Source organism: Acidimicrobiales bacterium (assembly GCA_016794585.1).
Taxonomy (GTDB): Bacteria; Actinomycetota; Acidimicrobiia; order Acidimicrobiales; family DATDAH01; genus JAEUJM01.
Genome location: JAEUJM010000026.1, coordinates 231,466 through 255,882 on the forward strand (window position 1 = coordinate 231,466; position 24,417 = coordinate 255,882).

Here is a 24,417-nt window from a genome sequence, read left to right on the forward strand (position 1 = left end):
GGAGATCGCCGCATGAACATCTGCGTCGCCGTCATCGGCGCCGGATCGTGGGGGACCACGGTCGCCCACCTGGCCGCGCACAACGTGCCCACCGTCGTGTGGGCGCGTGATCCTGCCGTGGCCGCCGAGATCAACGAGCAGCACCAGAACAGCCGCTACCTCGCGGGCTACGACCTGCACCCGGACCTCACCGCCACCGACGACTTGGCCGAAGCGGTCGCGTCGGCGGACGTGATCGTGATGGGGGTTCCCTCGCACGGGTTCCGCGCCACCCTCGAGGAGATCATGCCCCACCTCCGGGCGTGGGTGCCGGTGGTGAGCCTGTCCAAGGGCCTCGAGCAGGGCTCGCGCCTGCGCATGACCCAGCTCATCGACGAGGTGCTGCCCGGCCACCCCTACGGCGTGCTCACCGGCCCCAACCTGGCCAAGGAGATCCTCGCCGGCTCGGCCGCCGCTGCGGTCATCGCCATGTCCGACCCCGGCATCGGCGAGGAGCTGCAACGGGTCTTCACCAGCAACCTCTTCCGGGTCTACCTCAACGACGACGTCGTGGGCTCCGAGCTGGCCGGGGCGCTGAAGAACGTCATGGCCCTCGCCGCGGGCATGGCCGACGGGCTCGGCACCGGCGACAACACCCGGGCAGCGGTGATCACGCGGGGACTCGCCGAGCTCACCCGCCTCGGGGTGGCCATGGGCGGGCGGGCCGAGACCTTCGCCGGCCTCGCGGGGATGGGCGACCTCGTGGCCACGTGCATCAGCCCGCAGAGCCGCAACCGCCACGTCGGCGAGCAGCTCGGCAAGGGACGTTCCCTCGACGAGATCATCGAGGAGATGCACATGGTGGCCGAGGGCGTCAAGACCACCAAGGTGGTGATGGAGCTGGCACGCGACTACGACGTGTACATGCCGATCGCCGAGCAGATGGACCTCGTGTGCAATCAGGGCACCTCGCCGGAGGCCGCCTACCGGGGTCTCCTCAAGCACGAGGTCAAGCACGAGCTCCACCGCTCGTGACCGTCCCGATGCCCCGATGAGCGTGCCCTCGGGGCCGCTCACCTGCGTCGGCACCACCAACGGCGGACCGCTCGCGGTCGTGGACGGCCACGGTGGCGTCCACGACCTGGACGGCGCCTGGTCGATCGACTGGTGGGCCGGCGCCGACGACCGCTGGCACCTCGCCGGCGAGGAGGCGGCCGTGCGTCGGCGCCTCGTCGACGCCACCCCGGTGGTCGAGACCGCGATGCGCATCCCCACCGGCGACGCGGTGGCGCGGGCCTACGGCGCCCGTCTCGCGGGAGTCGCCCACGACCTCGTCGCTCTCGAGGTGGCCAACGAGACCACCCTGCCCTTCGCCCTGGCCGTGGTGTTGCACGCCGGAGCGGTCCGCGTCGACGGATCGGTCGCCGTGCTCGACGGGTCGGCGACCGTGCGCTTCGCCCGGCCACCGTCACGGGTGTTCTGCGGGGTCGACGTCGCCACCGTGCGCACCGGGGTCCTCGCCGGCGATGCCGTCGAGCCCGCCGGCGCGGTCGAGGCGCCGGTCGTCGCCCTGCTGTTCCCGTTGGCCCACACCGCACGGCTGCGGGCCACCCTCGTGACCGCGGACGAAACGGGCGCGGACGCAGCGGGCGCGGCCGAAGACGCCGTGGGCGAAACCCCCGAGGCCGACCAGGTGGCGCGCGGCTGGCGGGCCCAGCTCGACCGGGGCGTCGCCCTACGTCTCCCCGACGAGCGCCTGACCGCCGCGGTCGACCTCGCCCGCGCCGAGGTGCTCCTCGCTGCGGGCGGCACGCTCGACCGTGCGGGCTCGGACCAGCTGGCGGCGCTGCTCGAGGCGCTCGCCCACCAGGGGTTCGTCGACGAGGCATGGGGGGTCGCAGGCGAGCTGCTCGACCGCCAGCACCTCAACGGCCGCTTCGGCCGTGGCGCCGCCGGCCGACAGGTCACCGTGGCCGTGTTGCGGGCCCTCGGCGCGCTGGCCGGCACGCACGTCGGTGCCGAGCTGGGCGAGCGCGTCGCCGGGCCCGTGGCCAAGGCCGCCCACCGGGCCGCGAAGGACGACGAGCCCGGTGCCGCTGATGCCCTCGAGGCCGCCGCGGCCCTGCTGCGGGCGGCCGACCAGCCCGACGCCGCCGCAGTGTCCGAGCGTGCCGCCGCGAAACGTCGCCCGGCGTCCCCGCCGGTCGAGCCGCTCGATCGTCTGGTGGCCCCCGGCCCCGTCCTCGGCACCGACACCGGCGATGGCGAAGCGGCCGCCGACGCCCCCTCGGGCGGGCCGCGCCCCGCCGGCGAGGGCGTCGGGCTCCGGTACGCGGTCCCGGCGGCCGCGCTCCTCGCCCGCGTCCGGCCGGGTCTCGTCGACCACTCGTCCCGCGCCGGCACCGGGCCATCCCTGGACCTGTTCGCCGGCTTCCCCTCGGCCTGGCTCGGCCAGTCCGTCGAGGTGCACGAGGCGCCCACCCGCTTCGGATCGCTCTCCTGCGCGGTGCGCTGGCACGGGGCCCGTCCGGCGTTGCTCTGGGACCTCCAGCCGCCCGAGGGCCGCGCCGTGCCGGCGGGCCTGACCCTCCGCGCCCCCGCCCTCGACCCGTCGTGGTCCACCACCGAGCCCCGTGGCGAGGCGCTGTTGGCCGAGCCCGCTCCACCCCCGAACTTGGCGGGGTCGTTCTCTTGATGCGGTGGGGTACAACGTGCCCATGAGGTTCGGGCGGGGCAGCCAGCGCACCATCCGCGAGGTGCTCGAGGCCAAGAAGGTGCCCGAAGCCGAGATCGCCGAGGCCGAGCGCGAGGGCACCCTGCCCCTGCTCGCCATCGAGCATCTCGTGTTCGACGAGCGTCCTCAGTTCGCCGCCGCCGACGTGGCCAGCCAGGTCGGCCTGCCCGAGGACCAGGTCGCCCACTTCTGGCGGGCCCTCGGCTTCCCCGACCCCCTCGACGGCGAGGAGGCCTTCACCAAGGTCGACCTCGAGATGATGCACATCGCGGCCAACACCATCTCCGAGGGCGTGGTCGAGCCCGACCTGGCCCTCCAGATGGCCCGCGTCATCGGCTCGTCCATGTCTCGAGTGGCCAACGCCCAGATCGCGGCGCTGGCCAGCCGGGTCACCACCGAGGCGGCGGAGGCGGCCGAGCTGGTCGAGCTCGCCGAGGCCGGCGAGATCGACCCCGACATCGTCGTGGGCCCGCCGCTGCTCGAGCGCACCGAGCTGATCCTCGACGTGATGCCGCGCATCATGGACTACGTCTGGCGTCGCCACCTCCAGGACGAGGCCCGCCGCCAGCTCCTGCGGGTGCGCGACACCGAGGGCGGCGCCGTCGTCGTCGGCTTCGCCGACCTCGTGGGCTACACCGCCCTCAGCCAGCAGGTCCCCGAGCAGGAGCTCGCCCACCTCGTGGCCCGCTTCGAGTCCGTCGCCACCGACACCGTCGCCGGCCTCGGCGGTCGGGTCGTGAAGATGATCGGCGACGAGGTGCTCTTCACGGTCGACGACCCCGTCAGCGGCGCCCACGTCGCCCTGGATCTCGCCGACGCCTTCCGCGAGGACGAGGCGCTCTCCGACGTGCGGGTCGGCCTCGCCCTCGGCTCGGTCATCGAGCAGGACGGCGACATCTACGGTCCGGTGGTCAACCTCGCCAACCGCATCGTCGGCATCGCCTACCCCGGCTCGGTGGTCATCTCCGAGGAGATGCGCAACGTGCTCCGCGACGATCCCACCCTCAACCTGCGCTCCCTGCGCAGCCACACCCTCCGCGACATCGGCCGCGTGCGGCTGTGGCGCCTCCGCCGCGAGCAGGACGTCGACCACGACTCGCTCCTCGAGAAGGCGCGCCTGCGGCGGGAAGTGGGGAGAGAGTGGATCGAAGACCACTTCGGCGCCAGCCCCGACGAGCCCTCTGCGCTTCCGGACTGAGCGCACGCACGTCGTCGCTTGCTTTCCCGGTCGCCCGCCGGGCTCGTCGGCTCGCTCCTGACGCTGTCGCGGGGGCGCCTGCGGCGCGGGGCTCGGCGAAACCGTCGCTCCGCCGACGCCCCCGTCGGGCTCCCTGTCGGTCGCCGACTCCCGCGCGCTGGGTCCTCCGCCGGGTGGACGTATCGGGCCTACCGGTCCTCAGCGGGGGGCGGGGGGTCGGTGGTGGGGGGCTTCGGTGGTGGGTCCGAGTCGTCTGCCGCTCTGGACTGACCGGCTCACGTCGTCTCTCGCTCTCCCGGTCGCCCGCCGGGCTCGTCGGCTCGCTCCTGACGCTGTCGCGGGGGCGCCTGCGGCGCGGGGCTCGGCGAAACCGTCGCTCCGCCGACGTCCCCGTCGGGCTCCCTGTCGGTCGCCGACTCCCGCGCGCTGGGTCCTCCGCCGGGTGGACTCATCGGTTCCACCGGTCCTCAGCGGGGGCATGGGGTCGGTGGTGCGTCACGGGCCGCGCTCGGCTCGTTCTGGGTACTCGTCTGTGTGGTGAGCGCGACGGGGGAGTAGCCGGATGAGGGAGGTTCCGGCGTGGGAGCATTGGGGGATGCGCCCTTGGCGAGTTGCGGGGGTCGTCCTGCTGGTCGTGCTGGCGGGGTGTTCGTTCTTCGATCGGTATCCGGACAATGATCTGGCCGAGGAGCGGTTGCAGGAGATCGAGACGGATCCGGGGTTCTCGTTCGTGCCGCCCGGGGCCGAGCTCGCGCGGGAGATCAGCTATCGGGAGTGTCCGCCCGAGGACTCCGACTCGGAGGGTCTCTTCACGACGCGGGGGTACCGGACGGACGGGTCCCCTGAGGAGGCCTACGACGCCGTGGTGCAGAGCCTCCGCTCCGTGGGATGGACCGTCGTGAGAGAGCGCGACCGCGAAGGTGGCGTGCAGGAGGCCCGAGTGCAGCGTGACTTCGGTGGCTGGAGGGTGCAAGCGGTCGTGTCGGCTTATCCCGACGGCGAGGTCGAGGTGTACGCAGGCCTCGATGAGGAAGGGATCTGCGTGCCGCCGATCGCGGAGGGTTAGGACTCGTCGAGGGCGAGGGTGGCGATGCGGCCTGCGGGGAGATCGATTGTCTCCTCGAAGGGGGCCAAGGGGGTGCCCTTGAGGTCCATCAACCAGCCTTTGCGGCCGGTCACTCGGACTTCGGTCTCGGTGGTTCCGGGGTTGAAGACCCTCAGTTCCAGGCGGCCGTCGTGGCGGCGGAGGCTGCTCACGGGGGCGCCGGTCACGTCGAGGTGGGTGCCCACGTCGGGGCCCTCGCCGACGCCTCTCGCGCGGCCGGTGAGGAAGGGGAGGAAGGCGTCGTCGGCCAATGCGTAGGCGTCGACGTCGCCGATGGCGACGGCGTAGCGCATGGTCTGGGGGCCGCGCTGCTGGCTGCCCTCCATGGGGGTCTGGGGGCCGGCGGGGAGGGGGCGGTAGGGCATGGGGCCCTGGGAGAGCATGCCGGTGCAGCGCAGGAGGGTCAGGGCGACGGCGCCGGCCGTCGCGCCGGCGTCGTCGAGGTCCACCAGCTCGTACTCGAGCAGGCCCTCGTGGGCGATGGTCAGACCGCCGGCCTGCACGAAGCGGCGTGACGGGAAGGTGGGCAGGGCCCGCTCGGAGTCGCCGCCCTCGGCGACGAGGCCCCGCTCCACCATCGCGAAGGCGCACTCGGCCCGGGACGACGTCGCCCGTTCGGGCAAGGGGAACCAGGCCCGGAGGCGGTGGTCCCGGGTGGCGTTGTCGAAGGTCGTGGTGGCCCGCACGAAGGCCTCGCCGGCGTGCAGCTCGAGGCGGGTGGTGACCTCGGTGGTGACCTCGTCGTCGGTGCGGGCGTCGAGGCCGACCGCCGCCGCGGGCCAGCGGTAGGTCCGCACGACGTCGACGGTGGCCCGCACCGGACCCTCTTCGACCACGGTCACGTTGACGGCGTCGGGCGTGTCGACCTCGCGGTCGGTGGCCGGTGGGCAGTAGTTGTAGGTGTCGCCGACGTCGCCGCCGTCGACGAGGCGGCCGAGGCCGGCGTGGCCGTCGACCGAGAAGGTGCCGTCGACGGCGTCGACCACGACCGTGACGAGTCCGTTGGTCAGGGTGTGGGCGTCGGGGCACGAGACGGGGTGCGCCGGGGGTGTCGGCCGAGCCACGGCCTGCCAGCCGTAGCCGGGCACGTCGGCGACGTGGGCCAGGAGCTGCTGCTTCGCGGCCTGGCGGACCCGGATCTCGACGCGGGCATCGTCGCCCTTGTCGGCGAGCAGCGCCTCGAGGTCGTGCGTGGGGAACGAGGCCGGCACGCGCATGGCGTCGTCGACGGTGAGCACGACGAGGGCGCCCTCGTCGGTGGCCTCGATCGAGTACTGGTGGGCGCCGAGCTCGTCGACGGCCCGCGGCGCCATGTGGAGGGCCTCGTCGCGGGGGAAGCTCCCCAGGAGGCCGTCGGCCGCCCAGCGCCGCAGCACCTGGGTGCCGGGGACGTCGTCGGTGCCGGGCACGACCACGGCGGCGAGGCCGCCGCGGGTGCGGGCGCTCGGGTTCACCACCACCGTGCCCTCGTGGGCGAGGGTCATGGCGAAGCGGTCGGCGGCGCGCTTGGCCAGGCCGTCGGCGATGTCGACCGCTTCGGCGTAGCGGTGGAGCACTGCGTTGCAGACCTCGTCCACCGAACACGCGCAGATCGAGTCGTGGGCGGCGTTGTGCACGACGTGGGTCCAAGCCTCGTCGAGCAGGGTGGCCGGCCAGCGGTCGGCGGGCTGGAAGAGCGCCCACAACGGCTCGCAGCGCGCCTCGAGGGCCCGCTCGGCGGTCGCCGCCGCCCGGCGGACGTCGGTGCGGTTGGAGGCCACACCCATGAGCAGGTTCGAGTGGGCGCCGGAGCGCAGCTCACCCCGCCAGGTGGGCAGGCCGTCGGTGGGGGCGGCGGCGAGGTGCTCGGCCAGCGAGCCCACCCGCAGCTCGTAGTCGCCCTGCTCCCGGTTGGCCTCGTCGACGACGTAGCCGAGCCACGGCATGGGCACCTGGTGGTCGGTGCCGTTCATCCAGAGGATCGGGTCCGGCTCACCCTCGGCGTCGGCGAGCATCGGGCCGTAGCGTTCGACGAAGGCGTCGATGCGGGCGACCAGCTCCTTGCCCTCCATGGGCAGCACCGAGCCGTTCCCGTAGCCCTCGGGCAGGTACTCGGCGCGCACGGTCGAGCCGTCGGGCGCCTCCCACCAGAAGGCGGCCCGGCCGATGACGCTCGGTACGCCCCGCCACACCACGGCGTGCTCGAAGCCGAACTGACGCAGGATCTGGGGCATCTGGGCGATGTGGCCGAACATGTCGGGCAGGTAGCCGACGTCCATGGCGCCGCCGAACGAGGCTGCCCGGTCGAGGCCCTTGGCGAGGTCGCGGACGATGGTCTCGCCCGACACCAGGAACTCGTCCATGAGGATGTACCAGGGGCCCATGGCGAGGCGCCCCGAGAGGGCGAGGTGGCGCAGCCGCTCCTCCTGGTCTGGGCGTACGGCCAGGTAGTCGTCCACCACGGCCATCTGCCCGTCGAGCAGGAAATGGGCGTAGGACGGGTCCGCTTCCAGGCGGGGGAGCAGTTCGTCGAGCAGGTCGACGAGGCGCAGTCGGAAGGTCTGGAAGGGCGAGTACCACTCGCGGTCCCAGTGGGTGTGGGGGACGATGGTGACGCGGCGAGGGGGGCGATCCACGTTCGGCATGGTACGGCTCCACGCCCGGGGACGACCGCCGGGACTACCCTGCCGGGGACCGGATCGGGGGTTCGTCGTGGGGCATCGACTGGGGGCGATGGCAGCGACGTTGACCGTCGCCGTGACGTCGGTGCTCGTACTCGCCGCGCCGCCGACGGCGACTGCCTCGCCCCCGCCGGGATGCACGGTGCTCAACCTTCCGTCAGACGCCCGGATCTACCCCGAGCCGGTGATCAGCGCGGATGGTCGATGGGTGGCCTACGCCAGCCGGGCCGACGTCGACGGTGGGAACGGCGACGGCAGCGACGAGCTCTGGGTGCTCGATCTCGCCACGAGCCGGAGGACCCAGCTCACCCACGAGGTCCCCTCGGCCACCCCCGGGTCTTCCATCGCCTCGATCGCCATGAACCACGACGGTTCGCGACTCGCGTACACCCGCCAGGTCGGTCCGGCGTGGTCGAACGAGTACTCGGTCCGCCTTCTCAGACGCTCGACCGCGTCGGAAGCCGAGGTGGGCATCTCGAACTCCGCTCCCATCGCCCTCAGCGGCAACAGCCGGCGGCTCGCCTACACGAACCGACAGGGCCTCGTCGTGCGCAACAACGTCACCGGCGTGGCGAAGGTCATCGCGTCGGGCAACGCCTACCCGGTGCTGGGTACGTTCGACGACGAGGGCAGACGTCTCGTCTTCTGGGCCTCGGACGACCCGGTCGGGGCCAACCCGGGGCGCACCTCCCAGGTGTTCCTGCGTCTGTTCGGGACGACGGGATCGACGACGCAGCTGACCCACTCGGCGTACGCGTACACCTCGCCCCCGGTGATCAGCGGCGACGGCTCGACCGTGGCCTACATCGCCCACGACCAGGCCTCGGGTGGGTCCCCGGCCCACCCCGAGGTGTTCCGGTACCGGGCCCCGACGGGACGGACGCGCCAGGTGACCTCCACCGCGGTGATCACCGTCGATGCGCGCAGCCGGCCCGCGGTGAGCCACGACGGCTCGATCATCGTGTTCAGCTCGTACGACGACATCGGCGGCCTCGAGGTCCAGGGCGAGGACCTCATCCGGTACCACGCGACGACGGGTGAGTTCACCAACCTCACCCGCCTTCCCGACGAGGTGGACGCCGTGCACCCGTCGATGGACGGGTCGGCCAACCGTGTCGTGTTCTTCGCAGGCAGCCGGTTCGACCCCGTACTCGGGGGGATTGAGTGCTCGTCGCCGGTGCCCCGGCCCACGGTCTCCGGTGTGGTCACCGACGAGGGGAGCGGGGTGCCCGTCGTCGGCGCCTGGGTCATGGCGGTGAGCGCGAGCGGGCGGCTCGCCGCCGGCGCCGTGACCTCCACGACCGGTCGCTACACCCTGGCCGTCCCTCCGGGCTCGTACCGGATCGAGACCATCGACCCGTCCGGTCGCCACCGGGGAGAGTGGCACGACGACCAGGGACTCGACGGCTACGCGACGGCGCAGGTCGTGACACCTGCCCTCAATGCCTCGACGAGGGTGGACGTGGACCTCGCTCCTGCGGGGTCGTCGGCGTCGATCGCCGGTCGGGTCACCAATGCCGACACCGGGTCGGGTCTCGAGGACGCTGTGGTCCTGGTGCTCGACGCCCTCGATCAGGTCGTGGAGGGGACGAGGACCTCCGAGGACGGTAGCTATCGGGTCGAGGGTCTCCCGGGCGGTGAGCTGCGGGTCGCCGTCGTCGAGCCTTCCGGTGCTTTCACACCCTGGCTCGACATCGGCGCCGGCACCCATCCCTCGGTGCCCGTCGTCACGGTGCCGGGGGAGACGGTCACGGTCGACGCGCCGCTGACCCCTCGACCGGTTCCGCCCTTCGATCGCCGGGTGACGGGTGTGGTGTCCGACGCCGACGGGGCCATCGACCTCGGCACCTACGTCCTCGTCTTCGACGCCGACGACCGGTTCGTGCGGGCGGCGCCGGTCGGTGCGGCGACCAGGGGCCGGTACTTCGTGGACCTGCCCTCGGGCTCCTTCCGCTTCCTCTTCGTCGACAGCCACGGGCTCCACGCCGGCGAGTGGTATGACGACCACGGCATCGACGACATCGACGCCGCCGACGTCGTCACGCTTCCGCCGTCACCCGCCTCGCTCGACATCACCCTGGGTCCGGCAGGCCGGAGCGGGCAGATCTCGGGGACGGTCACCGACGGGCGCGACGGCGCTCCGCTGCTGGGTGTCTGGGTCGCCGTGATGGACGCGGCGACGGGAAGCCCCGTCAGCTCGGGTCTCACCGGTGTCGACGGCCGCTATGCCGCGGGGTCCCTTCCGGCGGGGCAGTACGTGGTGGCGTTCATCGACCCCACCGGCGAGCACGACTTCGAGTTCCACGCCGGAACCACGCTGTTCCCGTCCGCCGCCCGTGTGGAGGTGCCTGCGGGCGCGACCACGTCGGTGGACGCCGTGCTCGACCCCCGCGCCTAGCGTCGTGGCCATGTGCGACACGCTCTGCGCCCTGGCCCCGGCGAGCGCCCTGAGGCTCACCGTCCTCGCAAAGAACTCGGACCGGCCGCCCACGGAGGCACAGCCCCTCGAATGGCATCCGTCGCGGGAGGAGGACACCACCCGCACCACGTACCTCAGCATCGAGGGCGCCGGCCGCCCCACCGTCGGCGTGCTCGGCTCGCGGCCGTCGTGGCTCTGGGGCTTCGAGCACGGGGTGAACGAGGCTGGGGTGGCCATCGGCAACGAGGCCGTGTGGACGACGCTGGACGCCGCCGGCGCGCCCGAGGCCCTCGTCGGCATGGACCTCGTGCGCCTGGGCCTCGAGCGGGCCACGACCGCGGCGGAGGCCGTCGAGGTGATGACCACCCTTCTCGAACGTCACGGCCAGGGCGGCCCTTGCCACCCGAACGGGGGCCAGGCCTACTGGTCCTCGTTCCTCGTGGCCGACGCCGACGCCGCGTTCGTCGTCGAGACGTCGGGCACCGAGTGGGCGGTCGAGACCGTGCGCGACACCCGGGCCATCTCCAACCGCCTCACCATCCCGGACTTCTACGCCCGCCTGCACCCCGACACCGGCGGGCTCATCGAGCGCTTCGTCGACCCGAGGCTCGAGGCCAGCCAGGAGCTGCTCGCCGCCGCCCCGGGGGACATCGCGGCCACGAAGGCCCACCTGCGCAGCCACGTCGGCAACGACGGGTACTCGGTGTGCATGCACTCGCCGGCGGCTGACGCCACCACCGCGTCGATGATCACGGTGCTCGGCGGTGAACGCCCCCGGGGCTGGTTCCTGCTCGGCCGCCCGTGCCGCTCGGTCTACGTGCCGTTGTGGGTGGGCCGCCCGCTCGGCACCCCGCCGGCCTGGGAGCGCTTCGCCGGTCTCACCGACGACGACATCGAGGCGGCCCGTGCCCTCGAGGCCGAGCTCGAGGCCGACTCGGCCGACGACGACGCCTGGGCGCCTGAGGCGTGGCGCCGGGTGGACGCCTTCCTCGCTGCTCGCGGCCGGTGATCACCGCGCTCGCGTGCGTTAGCGTCGGGACATGCCCAAGTTCGTCATGCTCTCGACCATCGGTCCCGACGGCTTCGCCACGCTCCGCGAGAACCCCCGGCGGCTCAAGGAGGTCAACCTCGACGTGGAGGCCATGGGCGTGAAGGTCCTGCACCAGTACGCCCTGTTCGGCCAGTACGACTTCGTCACCATCCTCGACGCCCCCGACGACGCCACCATGGCCCGGGTGGCCACCACGCTCGGCGCCCGGGGCACCCTGAAGACCACCACCCTCAAGGCCATCGAGGTCGACGACTACATCGACGCCATGGGCGAGGGGCTCGGCTAGCTGCTCGGGACCTCACCGGGGCGGCCGGCCGGTACCGCCCCCGGACGGGTCAGTACCACCAGGTGGACTTCTTGCGCTCCTTGCGCAGCGACTCCTCGTCGAAGGGCACGGGCAGCAACTCGCCGTCGCTGAGGCGACGCAGGCGGTAGCCGTCGTCGCCGTGGTCGGCGACCTCGAAGCCCTTGGCCCAGTGCTGGTCGAAGCGGCGGCGCACCTCGACCTTGGTGCCGACGGGGAAGAGGGGGGCGGCGGCCATGGTGTGGGTGGTTGCGTCGGTGTTGGCGATGAGGGTCATCCCGTCTCCGGATGTGTGGACGTCGTCGATTTCCGCCCGCTCCCCTTCGGGCCATTTTCGACCTGACGGGAAGCTGATGCAAGAGATACCGGACGAAACCATCCTCATGGTCAAGAGGAGGTAAAGGTGACGAGAAGGTTGTGTGGTGCGAGTCTTGCGGCTCGGCGCTCAACCGTCGGCGATGGTCACCGTCGGCTCCACCGAGATCTCGCTGCGCAGCGAGTTGGCGATGAAGCACTCGCGGTGGGCGACTTCGAGCAGGTGCTCGACCCTGGCGACGGTCGGCCCGGGGCCCACGAGCACCCTCGGCCGCAGGGTGATCGCGGTGAGCCGCATCGGTGGGTCGTCCTCGGGCATGGTCGCTTCCGCGTCGTCCTCGTAGGAGCGGACGTCGATGCGGGCACGAGCGGCCACGGCGAGGAAGGACAGGAGCTGGCACGACGAGGCGGCCAGCACCACGAGTTGCTCGGGGTTGAGGAGGGCGGGATCACCGAGGAAGGCCGGGTCCGACGCGAGGGTGAGGCTGGCGTCGGCCGGTGGCGCCGAGGCGGTGTGGGTGCGGTCGTAGGCGTCGTAGCCCACCCCGGTCGAGCCCGACCAGCGCAGGCGGGCCTGGTAGCGGTGCACGGGGAGGGGGACGCCGTCGTCTGCCACGGGCCCATGGTGGCAGGCCCGGTGGGCGCAGGCGCCGGGGTTCCCATGGCCGCTCCCCGGCGGGCCATGATGGCGTCGTGTCGACCGCGCCCACCCTGCGCAAGGCCCTGAAGGCCAAGTCGCCGGGGCTCGCCGTCGAGCGCTCGTTCTGGGAGCAGGGGCACGAGGTGGTCGTCGGGGTCGACGAGGTGGGACGCGGGTCGTGGGCGGGCCCGCTCAGCATCGGCGCCGCGGTGCTGCCACAGGACCGTCGCGTGTACAAGGTCCGCGACTCGAAGATGCTCACCGAGGCCGAGCGCGAGGCCCTCTTCGACCGGGTGGCCGACTGGTGCGTGGCGTGGGCCGTCGGCCACGCCAGCCAACAGGAGTGCGACGAGCTCGGCATGTCGGCGGCGCAGAAGCTGGCCGCCCGGCGAGCCATCGAGGGTCTGGGGCTGGGCGAGCCCGACCAGGTGCTGATCGACGGCAACTGGGACTTCATCGGTGGCGGCCGCACCACCCGGATCGTCAAAGGCGACGCCACCTGCCTGTCGATCTCGGCGGCATCGATCCTCGCCAAGGTCACCCGCGACCGGATCATGCGGGCCGAGGCGCCCAACTACCCGGGCTTCGACTTCGAGTTCAACAAGGGCTATCCGTGCCCCCGGCACAAGGCGGCCCTCCAGTGGTACGGGCCCACGGCCATCCACCGGCGCAGCTGGGTCTTCATGGACCACCTCCCGTGGACCGGCTGCCCCCGCACCCGTCCACCCGATCCCCAGGGCGTCCTCTTCCCCGAGGTCCCGGCTCCCACGTAGTGCAAACGCATCATCTCGCCGATCCTGCTTCACCCGGGCGGGTTCGGCGCCGACGGGTCCAGTACAGTTCTGTACATCGAGGTGCTGGCGGGTGCTGCACGCCAGGGGCGGCGGGAGAGCGACGTGAGACGAGCCGGACGGCGACGAGGGGCGGCGCTCCTGGTGACGGTCGCGCTCGCTGCCGCGTTGGTCGCCTCCGCGACGACCACCGCCGGCTCCGAGCCGGTGACGCCCGACGCCGAAGCGGTCGTCGACTCCTGTCCGGGCGGCTTCATCGCCGTGCCCTCGGCGGTGTCGGGCGGTCCCACGATGTGCACCCACGGCCCGGACCCCTCCGTGACACCGGAGCAGCTGCTGGCCGAGGGTGGTCGTGCCCCGGAAGCATCCGCCGGCATCCAGTGCTACGGCAACGGCACCAGCGGTGAGCGGGTGCAGCTCCTCTACGTGTACGCCTCGGTCAACCGCATCAACACCTTCCGGCCATGGATCGAGGACCGTGCCGCGTCCATCGACGCCATGTACGACCTCAGTGCCCAGCAGACGGGCGGGCACCGCTACGTGCGCTGGCTGACCGACGCCCAGTGCAACCTCTCGATCACCGCGGTCAACGTCGCGTCCACGGACCTCGCGATCGGCGCCTTCAGCAGCGGGCTCATCCCGAAGCTCGACTCCCTCGGCTACGACAACCCCAACCGGAAGTACCTCATCTGGGCGGACACGGGCACGTCCACCACGATCGGCTCGGGCTCGTGCTCTGGCGTCGGGACGCTCTACGTCCATGACGTGGCCAGCCCGGCCGACAACTTCAACAACCGCTTCGGCGGCTACACGCGGGTGGACGACAAGTGCCTGTTCCCGCTGTTCGACGCGGTGGCCGGCAAGGTCGAGGCGCACGAGCTCATGCACACCCTGGGGGCCGTGCAGCCCTCGGCGCCCCACGCCACCATCTACGGCCACTGTCGGGACGACTACGACATCATGTGCTACGTCGACGGCCCCGGGACGTCGCTGATCTCGCCCCGGCCGTGCAGCACCTCGGGGAACGAGCTGCGCCTCGACTGCAACCACGACGACTACTTCTCCACGAATCCTCCGAGCGGGAGCTACCTCGCCACCCGGTGGAACGCCGCCAACAGCGACTGGCTCGAGCCCGAGCCGGGCGCGCCGCAACCGCCGGGAGCACCGCCCTCGCTCGCGGCCGCGCCGGGGGACCAGCAGGTCACCCTGACCTGGGTGAAGCCCACCTACACCGGGGGCAGCGACGTCCTGGGCTACCGCGTCTACCGCGACGACGTACTCCTCCCGATCGCCACCACCACGCCGACCACCACGGGCGCGAACCTGATCACCACCACGACGTTCACCGACTCCACCGCGGTGAACGGCCAGATCCACACGTACCAGGTCGCCGCGGTGAACCAGGTGGGTGAGGGTGCGCGCTCGACGCCCGTCTCGGCCCTGGCCGGCATCCCCCGCCCCGACGGCGAGCTCGCCACCGCACGCACCGGCCCCTTCTCGTTCGGCGGGGTCTACGCCAGCTCGATGACGGGCAACTCCCAGGTCCTCAATCGGCCGGTGGCGCGGGGTGCGGCGGTGACCTCCTACGTCCGCGTCGGCAACGACCGCCCGGGGATCGACTCGTTCAAGGTGAAGGGCGTGGGCTCGGGGGCGGGCTACACCGTGCGCTACTTCCGGGGCACGACCGACATCACCGCGGCGGTGGTCGCGGGCAGCTACACGATCGAGAACGTCCCCGCGAGCGGGTTCGTCGACCTGAAGGTGAAGGTCACGGCCACCACCTCCACGGCGCGGGGCAGCAGCCGGGCGGTGACCATCACGGTGAAGTCCAAGACGGTGAAGACCACCAAGGACGTCGTCCAGGTCCGCGCCGTCCGCTCCTAGTCCCCCGCCTGAGTAGCCCTCGTCGAGTGCCGCCTGAGGTCGGTCAGTCGGCCTGGGTGCCGACCTTGAGGTCCTTGAACGGCGTGGTCGAGTCGATGCCAGCGTCCTTCGGGAGGCCCAGCACCCGCTCGCCGACGATGTTGCGCAGCACCTCGTCGGTGCCGCCGGCGATGCGCATCCCGGGCGTGCCCAGGACGAACTGCGACCAGGCGTAGGTGCCCCACTCGCCGGTGTCGGCGACGAGTCGGGGGCCGAGGACGCCGGCCACGAAGTCCGCGGTCTGGGTGAGGTTCTGGGTGAGGGCCATCTTGGCGATCGACATCTCGGGGCCGGGCGCCTGGCCGGCCTTGATCTTGTCGAGCGCTCGCTGGTTGGTGAACTTGGCCACCTGGAACTTGATGTACAGGTCGGCGAGGGCCTGGCGGTGGACCGGGTCCTGGTCGAGGCCGAAGTGGCGCAGCATCTCGGCCAGGCGGACGCTGTTGGCCAGGCCGAGGCCGCCGCCGCCGCCGGCGCCGATGGAAGCCCGCTCGTTCATGAGGGTGGTGAGAGCGACCGTCCACCCCTGGTTCACGTCGCCGAGACGGTGGTCGTCGGGCACGCGGACCTCGTTGAAGAACACCTCGTTGAAGCTGGCCCCGCCGGTCATCTGGCGCAGGGGGACCACCTCGACGCCGGGGGCGTGCATGTCCACCACGAAGCCGGTGAGGCCCTTGTGCTTGGGCAGGTCGGCGTCGGTGCGGCAGATCACCTCGCCGATGTCGCTGTACTGCGCGCCGGAGGTCCACACCTTCTGGCCGGTGACGACCCACTCGTCGCCGTCGCGGACGGCCTTGGTCTGGAGCCCGGCGAGGTCCGAGCCCGCGCCCGGCTCGCTGAAGAGCTGGGCTCCGACGAGATCGCCCCGGTACATCTTGGCCAGGTAGGCGTCCTTCACGACGTCGGTGGCGTGGGCGAGGATGGTCGGCGCGACCATGCCCAGGCCGATGCCGAAGAAGCTCTGGTCGGGGACCGCGTACTTCGCCTCGAGCTGGGCGTAGGCGCGGTCGTACGCGGCCGGCAGCGCACGCCCGCCGTACTGCGCCGGACCGCTGATGTAGCCGAGGCCGGCGTCGAAGCGCTTCGCCCGCCACGCCTTGGCCTCCGCCAACTGGCGCTGCTCGACCTCGGGGTCGACCTCCTCGAACAGGGCGAGCTCGTCGTCGCCCTCCCCCCACACGAAGCGCTGGTCGGTGTCGCGTGGCTCGGCGTTGGCGTCGAGGAAGGCGATGGCCTCGGCACGGAAGTCGTCGAGGGAGAGGTCGGGCATGGGGTGCTCCTGGAGGTCCGCGGTGAACTTGACCGTGCGGTCAAGATAGTGGGGCGGTTCGGGAGGCGCCTGATCGGCCCCCTAGCCTGGGGCCGTGCGCCGACCCCGTCTCGTCCTCTGGCTGTTCGTCGGCTGGACCCTGTTCGTCTGGGCCAACCGCATCCGCAACATCTGGACCGACGACACCCTCACCACCTCCGGGCAGGTGGGGCGGACGTTCCTCGTGGCCTCGTTCGTGGTGCCGGCGGTGGTGGTGGGGCTGACCCTGCTGCGCCGCACGTGGGGGCACTGGTTCCCGTGGCTGGTCCGGGCCTTCGCCGCCTGGACGGTCGGGGTGTGGGTGGTGCGCATGGTGGGCATCGCCCTGCACGGCCACGACATCGGCTTCGTGGTCGTCCACGCCGTGCTCGCGGTGGTCTCGTCGGTTCTGGCCGTCGCCGCCTGGCGCACTACGATCCCGGGCGTCATGGGACAGCCGGTCACCGCCATCGAGAAGCCCGCGCCGCGCCACGGCATGGTGCGCTTCGACCTCAACCGCAGCATCACGGGCATGGACCACGAGCGCTACGTGGCCGGCCAGGAGATCCCGGGTGACCGTCCGCCGGACGAACTCGCCCGCCGCCTCTTCGCCACGGGGTCGGTCAGCGCGGTGCACATGATCGGCAACTCGATCACTGTCGACCTCGCCGACGGCCGTGACTCCTCGGGCCTGCGCGAGGTCATCGAAGGCCTCTTCACCTTCTACCGAGAAGGCGTCACCCCCACCGTCGCCGCCGAGTAGGAGCGCGGCCCCACCTGGGTGGGGACGGATCCGGTCGACGCTCGGTAGCGTCGGGCCATGGCATCGAACGCACGCTTCCAGGTCGGGGTGCAGCTGCACCCGCAGCACTGCACCATCGACGAGCTCCGGTCGGCCTGGCAGGCCGCCGACGCCCTCGGCGTCGACAGCATCTGGACGTGGGACCACTTCTTTCCGCTCTACGGCGATCAGGACGACGTCCACTACGAGGGCTGGTCGCTGCTCGCCGCGATGGCGGTCGACACGACGAACGCCCGGTTCGGGATGCTGGTGACCTGCAACTCGTACCGCAACCCCGAGCTGCTGGCCGACATGGCGCGCACCGTCGACCAGTTGAGCGGGGGGCGGCTGTACCTCGGCATCGGCTCGGGCTGGTTCGAGCGCGATTACTCGGAGTACGGCTACGAGTTCGGCACCGCCCCCGGCCGCCTGCGGGCGTTGGGGGAGGCGCTGCCCCGCCTGAAGGCGCGCCTGGCCAAGCTCACCCCGCCCCCGGCCGGTGACCTGCCCCTGCTGATCGGTGGGTCGGGCGAGAAGGTCACCCTGCGCCTGGTGGCCGAGCACGCCGACGCGTGGAACACCTTCGGCCCGCCCGAGAACTTCAAGGCCAAGAACGCCGTGCTTGACGAGTGGTGCGCCAAGCTCGACCGGGACCCCGCCGCCATCGAGCGCACGGTGGCCATCAACCCCCACGAGGTCGACGACGCCGAGGCCTACCTCGACGCCGGCGCCACCCACCTCATCGTCATGACCGGCCACCCGTTCGACCTCGGCCCCGTCGAGGCCCTCCTGGCCCGAGCCCAGGCCTGACCCTTCCGTTCCGGACGGAACACCCAGCGGCCGGCGGTCGTTGAGCAACCAGAGCGAGCGAACCCAGAGGGGGAAGCACCCGATGTCATTCTTCGGAGGTCACAAGTCGTCGATGGTGGAGGCCGACCGGGCCCTCCCCGGCCGCGACGAGCCGCTGCCCGGCGTGCCGGAGGTGCACGCGGTGAACGGCAACCGCATCCAGGCACCGTTCCCCGAGGGGATGGCCACGGCGGTGTTCGGCCTGGGCTGCTTCTGGGGGGCCGAGCGCCTCTTCTGGAACACCCCAGGCGTCTACAGCACGGCGGTGGGCTACGCCGGCGGCTACACCCCCAACCCCACCTACCAGGAGGTCTGCTCCGGGCGTACCGGCCACACCGAGGCGGTCCTGGTGGTCTTCGACCCGGCCCAGGTGTCCTACGAGCAGTTGCTGGCGGTGTTCTGGGAGGGCCACGACCCGACGCAGGGCATGCGCCAGGGCAACGACGTCGGCACGCAGTACCGCTCGGCCGCCTATTGGGCCGACGAGGGCCAGCGCGCCGCCATCGAGGCCACCCGGGCCGCCTTCCAGGAGCGCCTGGCGGCAGCCGGCTACGGCGAGATCACGACGGAGATCGCCGAGGCGCCGACCTTCTACTACGCCGAGGACTACCACCAGCAGTACCTCCACAAGGTGCCCAACGGCTACTGCGGCCTCGGCGGCACCGGCGTGAGCTGCCCCATCGGCCTGGGCGCCTAGCGCTCGGCCGTCCCACTTGCGAGTATCGAACGTATGTTCGATACTCGCGCGATCGCCCTCGCCGAGCCCACCCCGCCCCGGCTCGCCTCCGTGCCCCCGGGTCCCGAGGCCTCGTGGCGGGGCGCGGTCGCCGGGCGGGCGCTGGCGGGGCTCGAGGCGGGGTTGCGTCCCACCACGCTGGCCGACCAGCGGTGCCTGCCGGTCGTCGACGCCCTCGGGCCGCTGCTGGGTGAGGCCGGCCTGCAACGGGGGTCGGTGGTCTCGGTGGTGGGCCCGGCGGGGTCGGGGGCCACCTCGTTGGCCCTCGCCCTGGTGGCCGGGCCCTCGGCATCGGGGTCCTGGGTGGCGGCGGTGGGCCTGCCGTGGCTGGGGCTGCCCGCCGCGGCCGAGGCGGGGGTGAACCTGGGGCGCCTGGCCCTGGTGCCGGCACCCGAGCCCGCGGCCTGGGCCGGTGTGGTGGCTGCCCTGGTCGACGCCTTCGACGTGGTGTTGCTGCGCCCCGAGCGGCGCGCCCGTCCCGCCGACGCCCGTCGCCTCACCGCCCGGGCCCGCGAGCGGGGTGCGGTGCTGGTGCTGCTCGGCCCGACGGGGGGCTGGCGCGAGGGGCCCGACGTCGTGCTGCGCATCGACCGCACCCACTGGGAGGGCTTGGGCGACGGCCACGGCCGCCTGCGGTCGCGCCGGGTGCGGGTCGAGGCCACCGGCCGGCGCCGCGCCGCCCGCCCCCGCACCGCCGCCGTCGACCTCCCCGCTCGGCCGCCGACACCGACGCCGGCCGCCCTGCCCACGTTGCGCAGCGGAGCGGAGCAGCGGGTGGCGCTTGACGCGGATGGCGAAGCCGTCCCGACGGAGGAGGGACCAGTGTGAGGCGGAGCGGAGCGGAGCAGCGGGTGGTGCCTGACGCGGATGGCGAAGCCGTCCCGACGGAGGAGGGACCAAGCTGATGGGCCCGGTCCGGACGCTGGTGGTGTGGTGCCTCGACTGGCCGGTGGTGGCGGCCGGGGTGGCCCTCGACGTGCCCGCCGCGGTGCTCCACGCCAACCGGGTGGTGGCCTGCTCGCCCGCGGCGCGGGCCGAGGGCGTGGTGGTGGGCCTGCGCCGACGGGAGGCGCAGGGGCGGTGCCCCTCGCTCGTGGTGCTCGAGCGTGACCTCGGCGCCGAGGCCCGCCGCTTCGAGCCGGTGCTGGCCGCGGTCGAGACCCTCACCCCACGGGTCGAGGTGACCACGCCCGGCACGTGCGCCTTCGCCACCCGGGGGCCGTCGCGCTACTTCGGGGGCGACGAGGCGCTCGCCCAACGGGTGGTGGGGGTGGTGGCCGACGCCCTCGCCGGCCGGGGCGAGGTGGCGGTGGGCGTGGCCGACGGGCCCTTCGCCGCCCGCCTCGCGGCGCGCCATGCCGGCGAGAGCGCCGCCAGAGGCGTCGGGACCGGCCCGCGGGTCCACGACCGGGCCCCCGCTCTCGTGGTGGCCCCGGGGGAGAGCGCCGCCTTCCTCGCCCCGCTGCCGGTGGCCACCCTCGAACGGCCCGACCTCGTCGACGTGCTCGAGCGCCTCGGCCTGCGCACCCTCGGGGCGGTGGCGGCCCTGCCCGCCGCCGACCTGGTGGCCCGCTTCGGCCTCGAGGGCCAGGGCGCCCACCGCCTGGCGGCCGGCCTCGACGAGCGCCCGCCCGATGCCCGCCGCCCGCCGCCCGACCTGGCCGTGCACGCCGAGCTCGACCCGCCCGCCGAGCGCGTCGACACCGCCGCCTTCGTGGGCAAGTCCCTCGCCGACGAGCTGCACGCCCGCCTGGCCGCCGAGGGCCTGGCCTGCACCCGCATCGCCATCGAGGTCGAGACCGAGCACCAGGAGCACCTCGAGCGCCTCTGGCGCCACGAGGGCGCGCTGAGCGCCGCCGCCATCGCCGACCGTGTCCGCTGGCAGCTCGACGGCTGGTTGAACGGCAACGCCGCGGCGCGCCCCACCGGGGGGATCATGCGCCTGGCCCTGGTCCCCGACGAGGTGTTGCCCGCCCGGGGCCGCCAGCTCGGCTTCTGGGGCGGTGAGGCCGCCGCCGGCGAGCGGGCCCGGCGGGCCCTCGCCCGCGTCCAGGCCCTGCTGGGGGCCGAGGCGGTGGCGCTGCCCGAACCGCGAGGCGGGCGGCTGCCCGTCGAGCAGGTGTCGCTGGTCCCGGTCGAGGCCCTGGGGGAGGGGGAGCGGCCTCCCGACGAAGGCCTCGGCGCCGGTGGGGCCGCCGCGGCGCCAGGCGACGGCGCCCTCCGGGGTGCCCCCTGGCCGGGGCGGGTGCCGCCCCCGTCGCCGGCGGTGGTCCACCCCGAGCCGGTGCCCGCCGAGGTGGTCGACGCCGCCGGCACGCCGGTCGGGGTGAGCGGCCGTGGCCTGCCCACCGCCACCCCGGCCCGGTTGTCGGTGGCGGGAGGCCCGTGGGCCCCGGTGGCGGCGTGGGCGGGGCCGTGGCCCCTCGATCAGCGCTGGTGGGACCCCGACGCCCACCGCCGCCAAGCCCGCTTCCAGGTGCTCACCGAGGCGGGGGTGGGGCACCTGCTCACCCTCGAAGGCGGTCGCTGGTGGGTCGAGGCCGTCTACGACTGAGGCGTGTGCGACTGAGGCGTGTGCGACGGAGGCGTGTGCGACGGAGGCGTATGCCTCAGGAGGAGGTGATGCAGAACAGGACGCGAACGGCCTGGATGGCGCCCGCGTCGTCGCGCCGAGCGACGTTGGCCTGGACCACGCGGGTCTCGCCGAAGGTCAGGGCCTGCACGATGAGGTCCTCGTCCGCCTCGAGGACCGTGGCGTCGACGAGCGGGCCGAGCGCTCCAGCGATGTGCTCCTGGGTCTCGCGGGGCGATGCACCCAGCAGGGAGGCCCCGGGGAGGCCCACCGCCTCGGCGGCCCCCTCACTGGCCTCGCAGATCCGCTCGTCGAGATCGACCACGAACCAGTGGGGCTCGATTCCCGGCGCGTGGCCGGCCAGCACGGCATGGCCCCGCTCGTCGTCGGTCGGTCCGAGGTGCACCAAGGGCAGTCCGAGCAGCTCTGGCGCCGCGGGCGGCGAGGGCGGTGGCGCTGGGGGGTCGAACCGGAGGACCCGGGGTTGCCCCCAGGGTCCCGACGGCCTCGGGGACGGCTGCTTGCGGAGGACGATCGCGGTCTGCGTGTCGTAGCCCCTCTCGACCACGGCGCACACCTCGGCGTAGGAGGACCACATCTCGATGAGCGACTCGCGGTCGTGCAGCACCATGGCCTCGGGGTGCCCCCGCCCGAGGACGATCATCGCGGAGTCGGTGCCCAACCCCCCGAGGTCCACGGTGGAGGAGGCGAGGAACTCGCTCAGCCAGTCCTCGCCCGGCCGTTCGAGCGTCGCCTGCAACCAGGCCTGATCCTGGATCGTGAGGTAGAGCAACCCACCCGGCTCGGTCACCCGGAGCAGCTCGAGCACCCACCCGTCGGCGAGATCGGGGATGTGGGTGAACACGGAGCCGGCGACGACGAGGTCGAAGGTGCTGTCCGGGAAGGGCAGGTGGGGAAACGTGGAACAGGTCGAGAAGCGCAACGGCGGCGACAGGTTGCGGCGGGCCCATTCGATGCGGGCGGCGTGGATGTCGACGCCCCACATCTCCCGCTCCGCCCCCGGCACCCGCTGGTGCAGTCCGAGGAGGAGTCGGCCCGTGCCACAGCCGAAGTCCAACACGTTGCCGAGGTCGGCCAGGGTGACGTCCAGCTCGTCCAGCGCGTCGACGATGGAGCGGACGTTGCGCTCGACTCCCGCCTCGTAGTCCTCGTTCACGGACCACAGCGACGCGGGCGGGATGCGCTCGTGGAGGGGAACCGATCGGTCGACGGGTTCGATGGGTACCAGCAGGTCGTGATCGACGGGCTCGAGCGGGAGGTACGTCGCCAAGGCCGCCGGGTGGTTGAGCAGCGACGCCATGATGACCGGGTCCTGGAGCACGGTCTGGCGGGTCTCGGCGCGGACGAAACGTCGGGCTCGTTGCTTGATGCGGCGAAGCACGCCGGGACGCTATCGGGTCGACGGACCGGGACCGTCGTCGTCTCCGGTGCTCAGACGCCGGGGGAGTCGAGCGCCTCTCGGAGCTGAGGGCCCAGGGTCTCGTACATCGCGGCGGCGATGACCGCGGCGGCGCGCTCATTGTGGTGGACCCAGTCGAACATCAGCGTGCCGTCGACCCCGTCGAGGCTGCTCCCGAGGTCGATCACCCGCTCGTCGAGCTGCCCACGGGCTTCCTCCCACCGGGGTCGCTCCCACTCGAGGTCGTCCTGGGTCATGCGGGTCACCTCGAGCACCCGGGGGTCCGCCGGGCCAGCCATCGTGTAGATGCTGGGTTGGTAGTAGGTCGCCATCGGGATCCCGTAAGCCGAGGCGATGCGATGCGACAGCTCGACGCCCTGGTTGTAGATGCGGGCGGCGGTGGCCGGGTCGCCCACCGGGACCGTGTTGCCCTCCGTGCCCACCGCGAAGCTCAGGGCCGCGTCGTTCTCGGCCAGCAGGGTCCCGATCTGCGTCCCGAACATGTGCGACGGGCGGATGGGCGCGTCGGCGCCCAGGTACAGCGACAGGTCGTTCATGCCGTCGTAGAAGACGATCAGGTCGGGCGGCGGGCGCTCGGTGAGCAGTTGGCCGAGCAGCACGGTCTGCTGCCAGTTCGTGTAGGCCACCGTGCCGAAGTTGGTGATCTCGACCGGGACCCCGTCCTGCTCGGCCAGGCGGACCACTTCGGACGCGATGGTGTGATCGTCCCGCTGGTTGTAGCCGAAGGCCGCCGACCCGCCGAAGAACCACACCTGCACGGGATCGAGCCCGGTGGGCGTCGTCGGTCGATAGCTCCGCCGGGCGCCCTCCTCGACGTTCAGGTAGCGGGAGTGCACCTCGTCGGCGTTGCGCCACGTGAGCGAGGCGTCGTACTGGGGTGCGGTCTGGTACTCCCCTTGCGCCAGCTCGGCCGACCACGGCTCGACCTCGAAGTACTGCCAGGCCGGCAGGGTGGGGGCGAGGGCCGTGGCGCCCTCGTCCGCGCCGTCGGCTCCATCCGCGCCGATCACGGGGGCCGGGGAGTCCCGGGTCAGGGTGACGAAGACCTCGTAGGCGCCGAACGCCGCGGCCACGGCCAGCACGCAGCACGCGACGCCGGCGAGGGCGCCGTGGGCGGTGGTGCGCAGCCGCCGGCCTTCCTCCCGCTCGTCGGCGTAGAGCCGTTCGGGGAACTCCCGCCGACGCCGGCGGGTGCGAGGGTCCCAGCGACCTCGCCTGCGGGGCGACGGGCCGAGGGGGTCCCAGCGCAGCACTCGCAGCACGAGCCAGACCGGGGTGACCACGAGGAGGGTGAAGGGGACGAAGAACACCCAGGTGAGGGCGATGCCGACGCCGTGGCTGATCGCGTGGAGCACCCGCGCCGCGCCCCGGTCGAAGGTGGGGCTGAGGCGCCGGGCAACGGTGACGGCTACGACGACCACGAGCAGCAGCGCGGCGAGGGTGCGGTGGCCACGCCACACGAGGAAGGCGACCACGGCGACGCCGACGGCCAAGCCGATGAGGGGCGAGGCCGAGGGGGTCGCGGGAGCCTGCGGCGCTTCCACCTCCTGCCACCCGGGCACGGGAGGGCCGGCGGGCGCCGTGTCGGTGGGCTCGTCGGCCTGTACGCGCTGCCCCCCGCCGCTCACGGC

General features: G+C 72.8%; 20 protein-coding genes. 14 read left to right on the forward strand and 6 right to left on the reverse strand.

Annotation, left to right across the window (positions count from 1 at the left end; all coding sequences use genetic code 11):
- Positions 1 to 12: 12 nt before the first annotated feature.
- The 4 genes from JNK12_13665 (at position 13) to JNK12_13680 (ending at position 4,977) form a co-directional block, all read left to right on the forward strand.
- Positions 13 to 1,014, forward strand: a complete 1,002-nt coding sequence (locus JNK12_13665; GenBank protein ID MBL8776984.1) for an NAD(P)H-dependent glycerol-3-phosphate dehydrogenase — start codon at positions 13 to 15, stop codon at positions 1,012 to 1,014.
- 16 nt (positions 1,015 to 1,030) lie between these two features.
- On the forward strand, positions 1,031 to 2,674 hold the full coding sequence (locus JNK12_13670) for a hypothetical protein (GenBank protein MBL8776985.1): 1,644 nt from the start codon (positions 1,031 to 1,033) through the stop codon (positions 2,672 to 2,674).
- Positions 2,675 to 2,696: 22 nt separating this feature from the next.
- Complete coding sequence (locus tag JNK12_13675; protein MBL8776986.1) at positions 2,697 to 3,911, forward strand: hypothetical protein; 1,215 nt, start codon at positions 2,697 to 2,699, stop codon at positions 3,909 to 3,911.
- Between the two features lie 562 nt (positions 3,912 to 4,473).
- On the forward strand, positions 4,474 to 4,977 hold the full coding sequence (locus tag JNK12_13680) for a hypothetical protein (protein ID MBL8776987.1): 504 nt from the start codon (positions 4,474 to 4,476) through the stop codon (positions 4,975 to 4,977).
- On the opposite strand, the gene JNK12_13685 is transcribed toward JNK12_13680, so the two are convergent.
- Complete coding sequence (locus tag JNK12_13685) at positions 4,974 to 7,631, reverse strand: hypothetical protein (GenBank protein ID MBL8776988.1); 2,658 nt, start codon at positions 7,629 to 7,631, stop codon at positions 4,974 to 4,976. The two genes, JNK12_13680 and JNK12_13685, sit on opposite strands and share 4 nt — an antisense overlap.
- Before the next feature lie 97 nt (positions 7,632 to 7,728).
- Here JNK12_13685 and JNK12_13690 point away from each other — a divergent pair, with 97 nt between their 5' ends.
- The 3 genes from JNK12_13690 to JNK12_13700 are packed head-to-tail and all read left to right on the forward strand — an operon-like array spanning position 7,729 to position 11,432.
- Positions 7,729 to 10,074 carry a carboxypeptidase regulatory-like domain-containing protein gene (locus tag JNK12_13690; protein MBL8776989.1) on the forward strand — a complete coding sequence of 782 codons (2,346 nt, stop codon included), beginning with the start codon at positions 7,729 to 7,731 and terminating at the stop codon, positions 10,072 to 10,074.
- A 10-nt stretch (positions 10,075 to 10,084) separates the two neighbouring features.
- Positions 10,085 to 11,104, forward strand: a complete 1,020-nt coding sequence (locus tag JNK12_13695; protein ID MBL8776990.1) for a hypothetical protein — start codon at positions 10,085 to 10,087, stop codon at positions 11,102 to 11,104.
- Between the two features lie 31 nt (positions 11,105 to 11,135).
- Positions 11,136 to 11,432 (forward strand): GYD domain-containing protein, encoded by a 297-nt coding sequence (locus tag JNK12_13700; protein MBL8776991.1) that lies wholly within the window; start codon positions 11,136 to 11,138, stop codon positions 11,430 to 11,432.
- A gap of 49 nt (positions 11,433 to 11,481) precedes the next feature.
- On the opposite strand, the gene JNK12_13705 is transcribed toward JNK12_13700, so the two are convergent.
- Both JNK12_13705 and JNK12_13710 read right to left on the reverse strand, forming a co-directional pair.
- Positions 11,482 to 11,727, reverse strand: coding sequence for a hypothetical protein (locus tag JNK12_13705; protein ID MBL8776992.1), 246 nt, complete (start codon positions 11,725 to 11,727; stop codon positions 11,482 to 11,484).
- Positions 11,728 to 11,895: 168 nt separating this feature from the next.
- Complete coding sequence (locus tag JNK12_13710) at positions 11,896 to 12,381, reverse strand: OsmC family protein (protein MBL8776993.1); 486 nt, start codon at positions 12,379 to 12,381, stop codon at positions 11,896 to 11,898.
- A 77-nt stretch (positions 12,382 to 12,458) separates the two neighbouring features.
- Between JNK12_13710 and JNK12_13715 the strand changes: the two genes are divergently transcribed.
- Both JNK12_13715 and JNK12_13720 read left to right on the forward strand, forming a co-directional pair.
- Entirely contained in the window at positions 12,459 to 13,178 is a 720-nt protein-coding gene (locus JNK12_13715; GenBank protein ID MBL8776994.1) for a ribonuclease HII, read from the forward strand.
- Between the two features lie 162 nt (positions 13,179 to 13,340).
- Positions 13,341 to 15,080: a hypothetical protein gene (locus JNK12_13720; GenBank protein ID MBL8776995.1), complete on the forward strand. Its 1,740-nt coding sequence runs from the start codon at positions 13,341 to 13,343 to the stop codon at positions 15,078 to 15,080.
- A 43-nt stretch (positions 15,081 to 15,123) separates the two neighbouring features.
- On the opposite strand, the gene JNK12_13725 is transcribed toward JNK12_13720, so the two are convergent.
- Entirely contained in the window at positions 15,124 to 16,389 is a 1,266-nt protein-coding gene (locus tag JNK12_13725) for an acyl-CoA dehydrogenase family protein (GenBank protein MBL8776996.1), read from the reverse strand.
- A 94-nt stretch (positions 16,390 to 16,483) separates the two neighbouring features.
- Here JNK12_13725 and JNK12_13730 point away from each other — a divergent pair, with 94 nt between their 5' ends.
- The 5 genes from JNK12_13730 (at position 16,484) to JNK12_13750 (ending at position 21,327) form a co-directional block, all read left to right on the forward strand.
- Complete coding sequence (locus JNK12_13730; protein MBL8776997.1) at positions 16,484 to 17,170, forward strand: hypothetical protein; 687 nt, start codon at positions 16,484 to 16,486, stop codon at positions 17,168 to 17,170.
- A gap of 57 nt (positions 17,171 to 17,227) precedes the next feature.
- Positions 17,228 to 17,998 (forward strand): LLM class F420-dependent oxidoreductase, encoded by a 771-nt coding sequence (locus tag JNK12_13735; GenBank protein MBL8776998.1) that lies wholly within the window; start codon positions 17,228 to 17,230, stop codon positions 17,996 to 17,998.
- Between the two features lie 112 nt (positions 17,999 to 18,110).
- Positions 18,111 to 18,734, forward strand: coding sequence for a peptide-methionine (S)-S-oxide reductase MsrA (gene msrA, locus JNK12_13740; GenBank protein ID MBL8776999.1), 624 nt, complete (start codon positions 18,111 to 18,113; stop codon positions 18,732 to 18,734).
- 33 nt (positions 18,735 to 18,767) lie between these two features.
- Positions 18,768 to 19,601: a hypothetical protein gene (locus JNK12_13745; protein MBL8777000.1), complete on the forward strand. Its 834-nt coding sequence runs from the start codon at positions 18,768 to 18,770 to the stop codon at positions 19,599 to 19,601.
- 76 nt (positions 19,602 to 19,677) lie between these two features.
- The gene (locus JNK12_13750) at positions 19,678 to 21,327 is read left to right on the forward strand and encodes a DNA polymerase Y family protein (protein MBL8777001.1); all 1,650 of its coding nucleotides are present in this window, start codon (positions 19,678 to 19,680) and stop codon (positions 21,325 to 21,327) included.
- A gap of 55 nt (positions 21,328 to 21,382) precedes the next feature.
- Here JNK12_13750 and JNK12_13755 read toward each other — a convergent pair whose 3' ends face one another.
- Both JNK12_13755 and JNK12_13760 read right to left on the reverse strand, forming a co-directional pair.
- Positions 21,383 to 22,747, reverse strand: a complete 1,365-nt coding sequence (locus JNK12_13755) for a methyltransferase domain-containing protein (protein MBL8777002.1) — start codon at positions 22,745 to 22,747, stop codon at positions 21,383 to 21,385.
- A gap of 50 nt (positions 22,748 to 22,797) precedes the next feature.
- Positions 22,798 to 24,414 (reverse strand): SGNH/GDSL hydrolase family protein, encoded by a 1,617-nt coding sequence (locus tag JNK12_13760; GenBank protein MBL8777003.1) that lies wholly within the window; start codon positions 24,412 to 24,414, stop codon positions 22,798 to 22,800.
- Positions 24,415 to 24,417 lie beyond the last annotated feature (3 nt).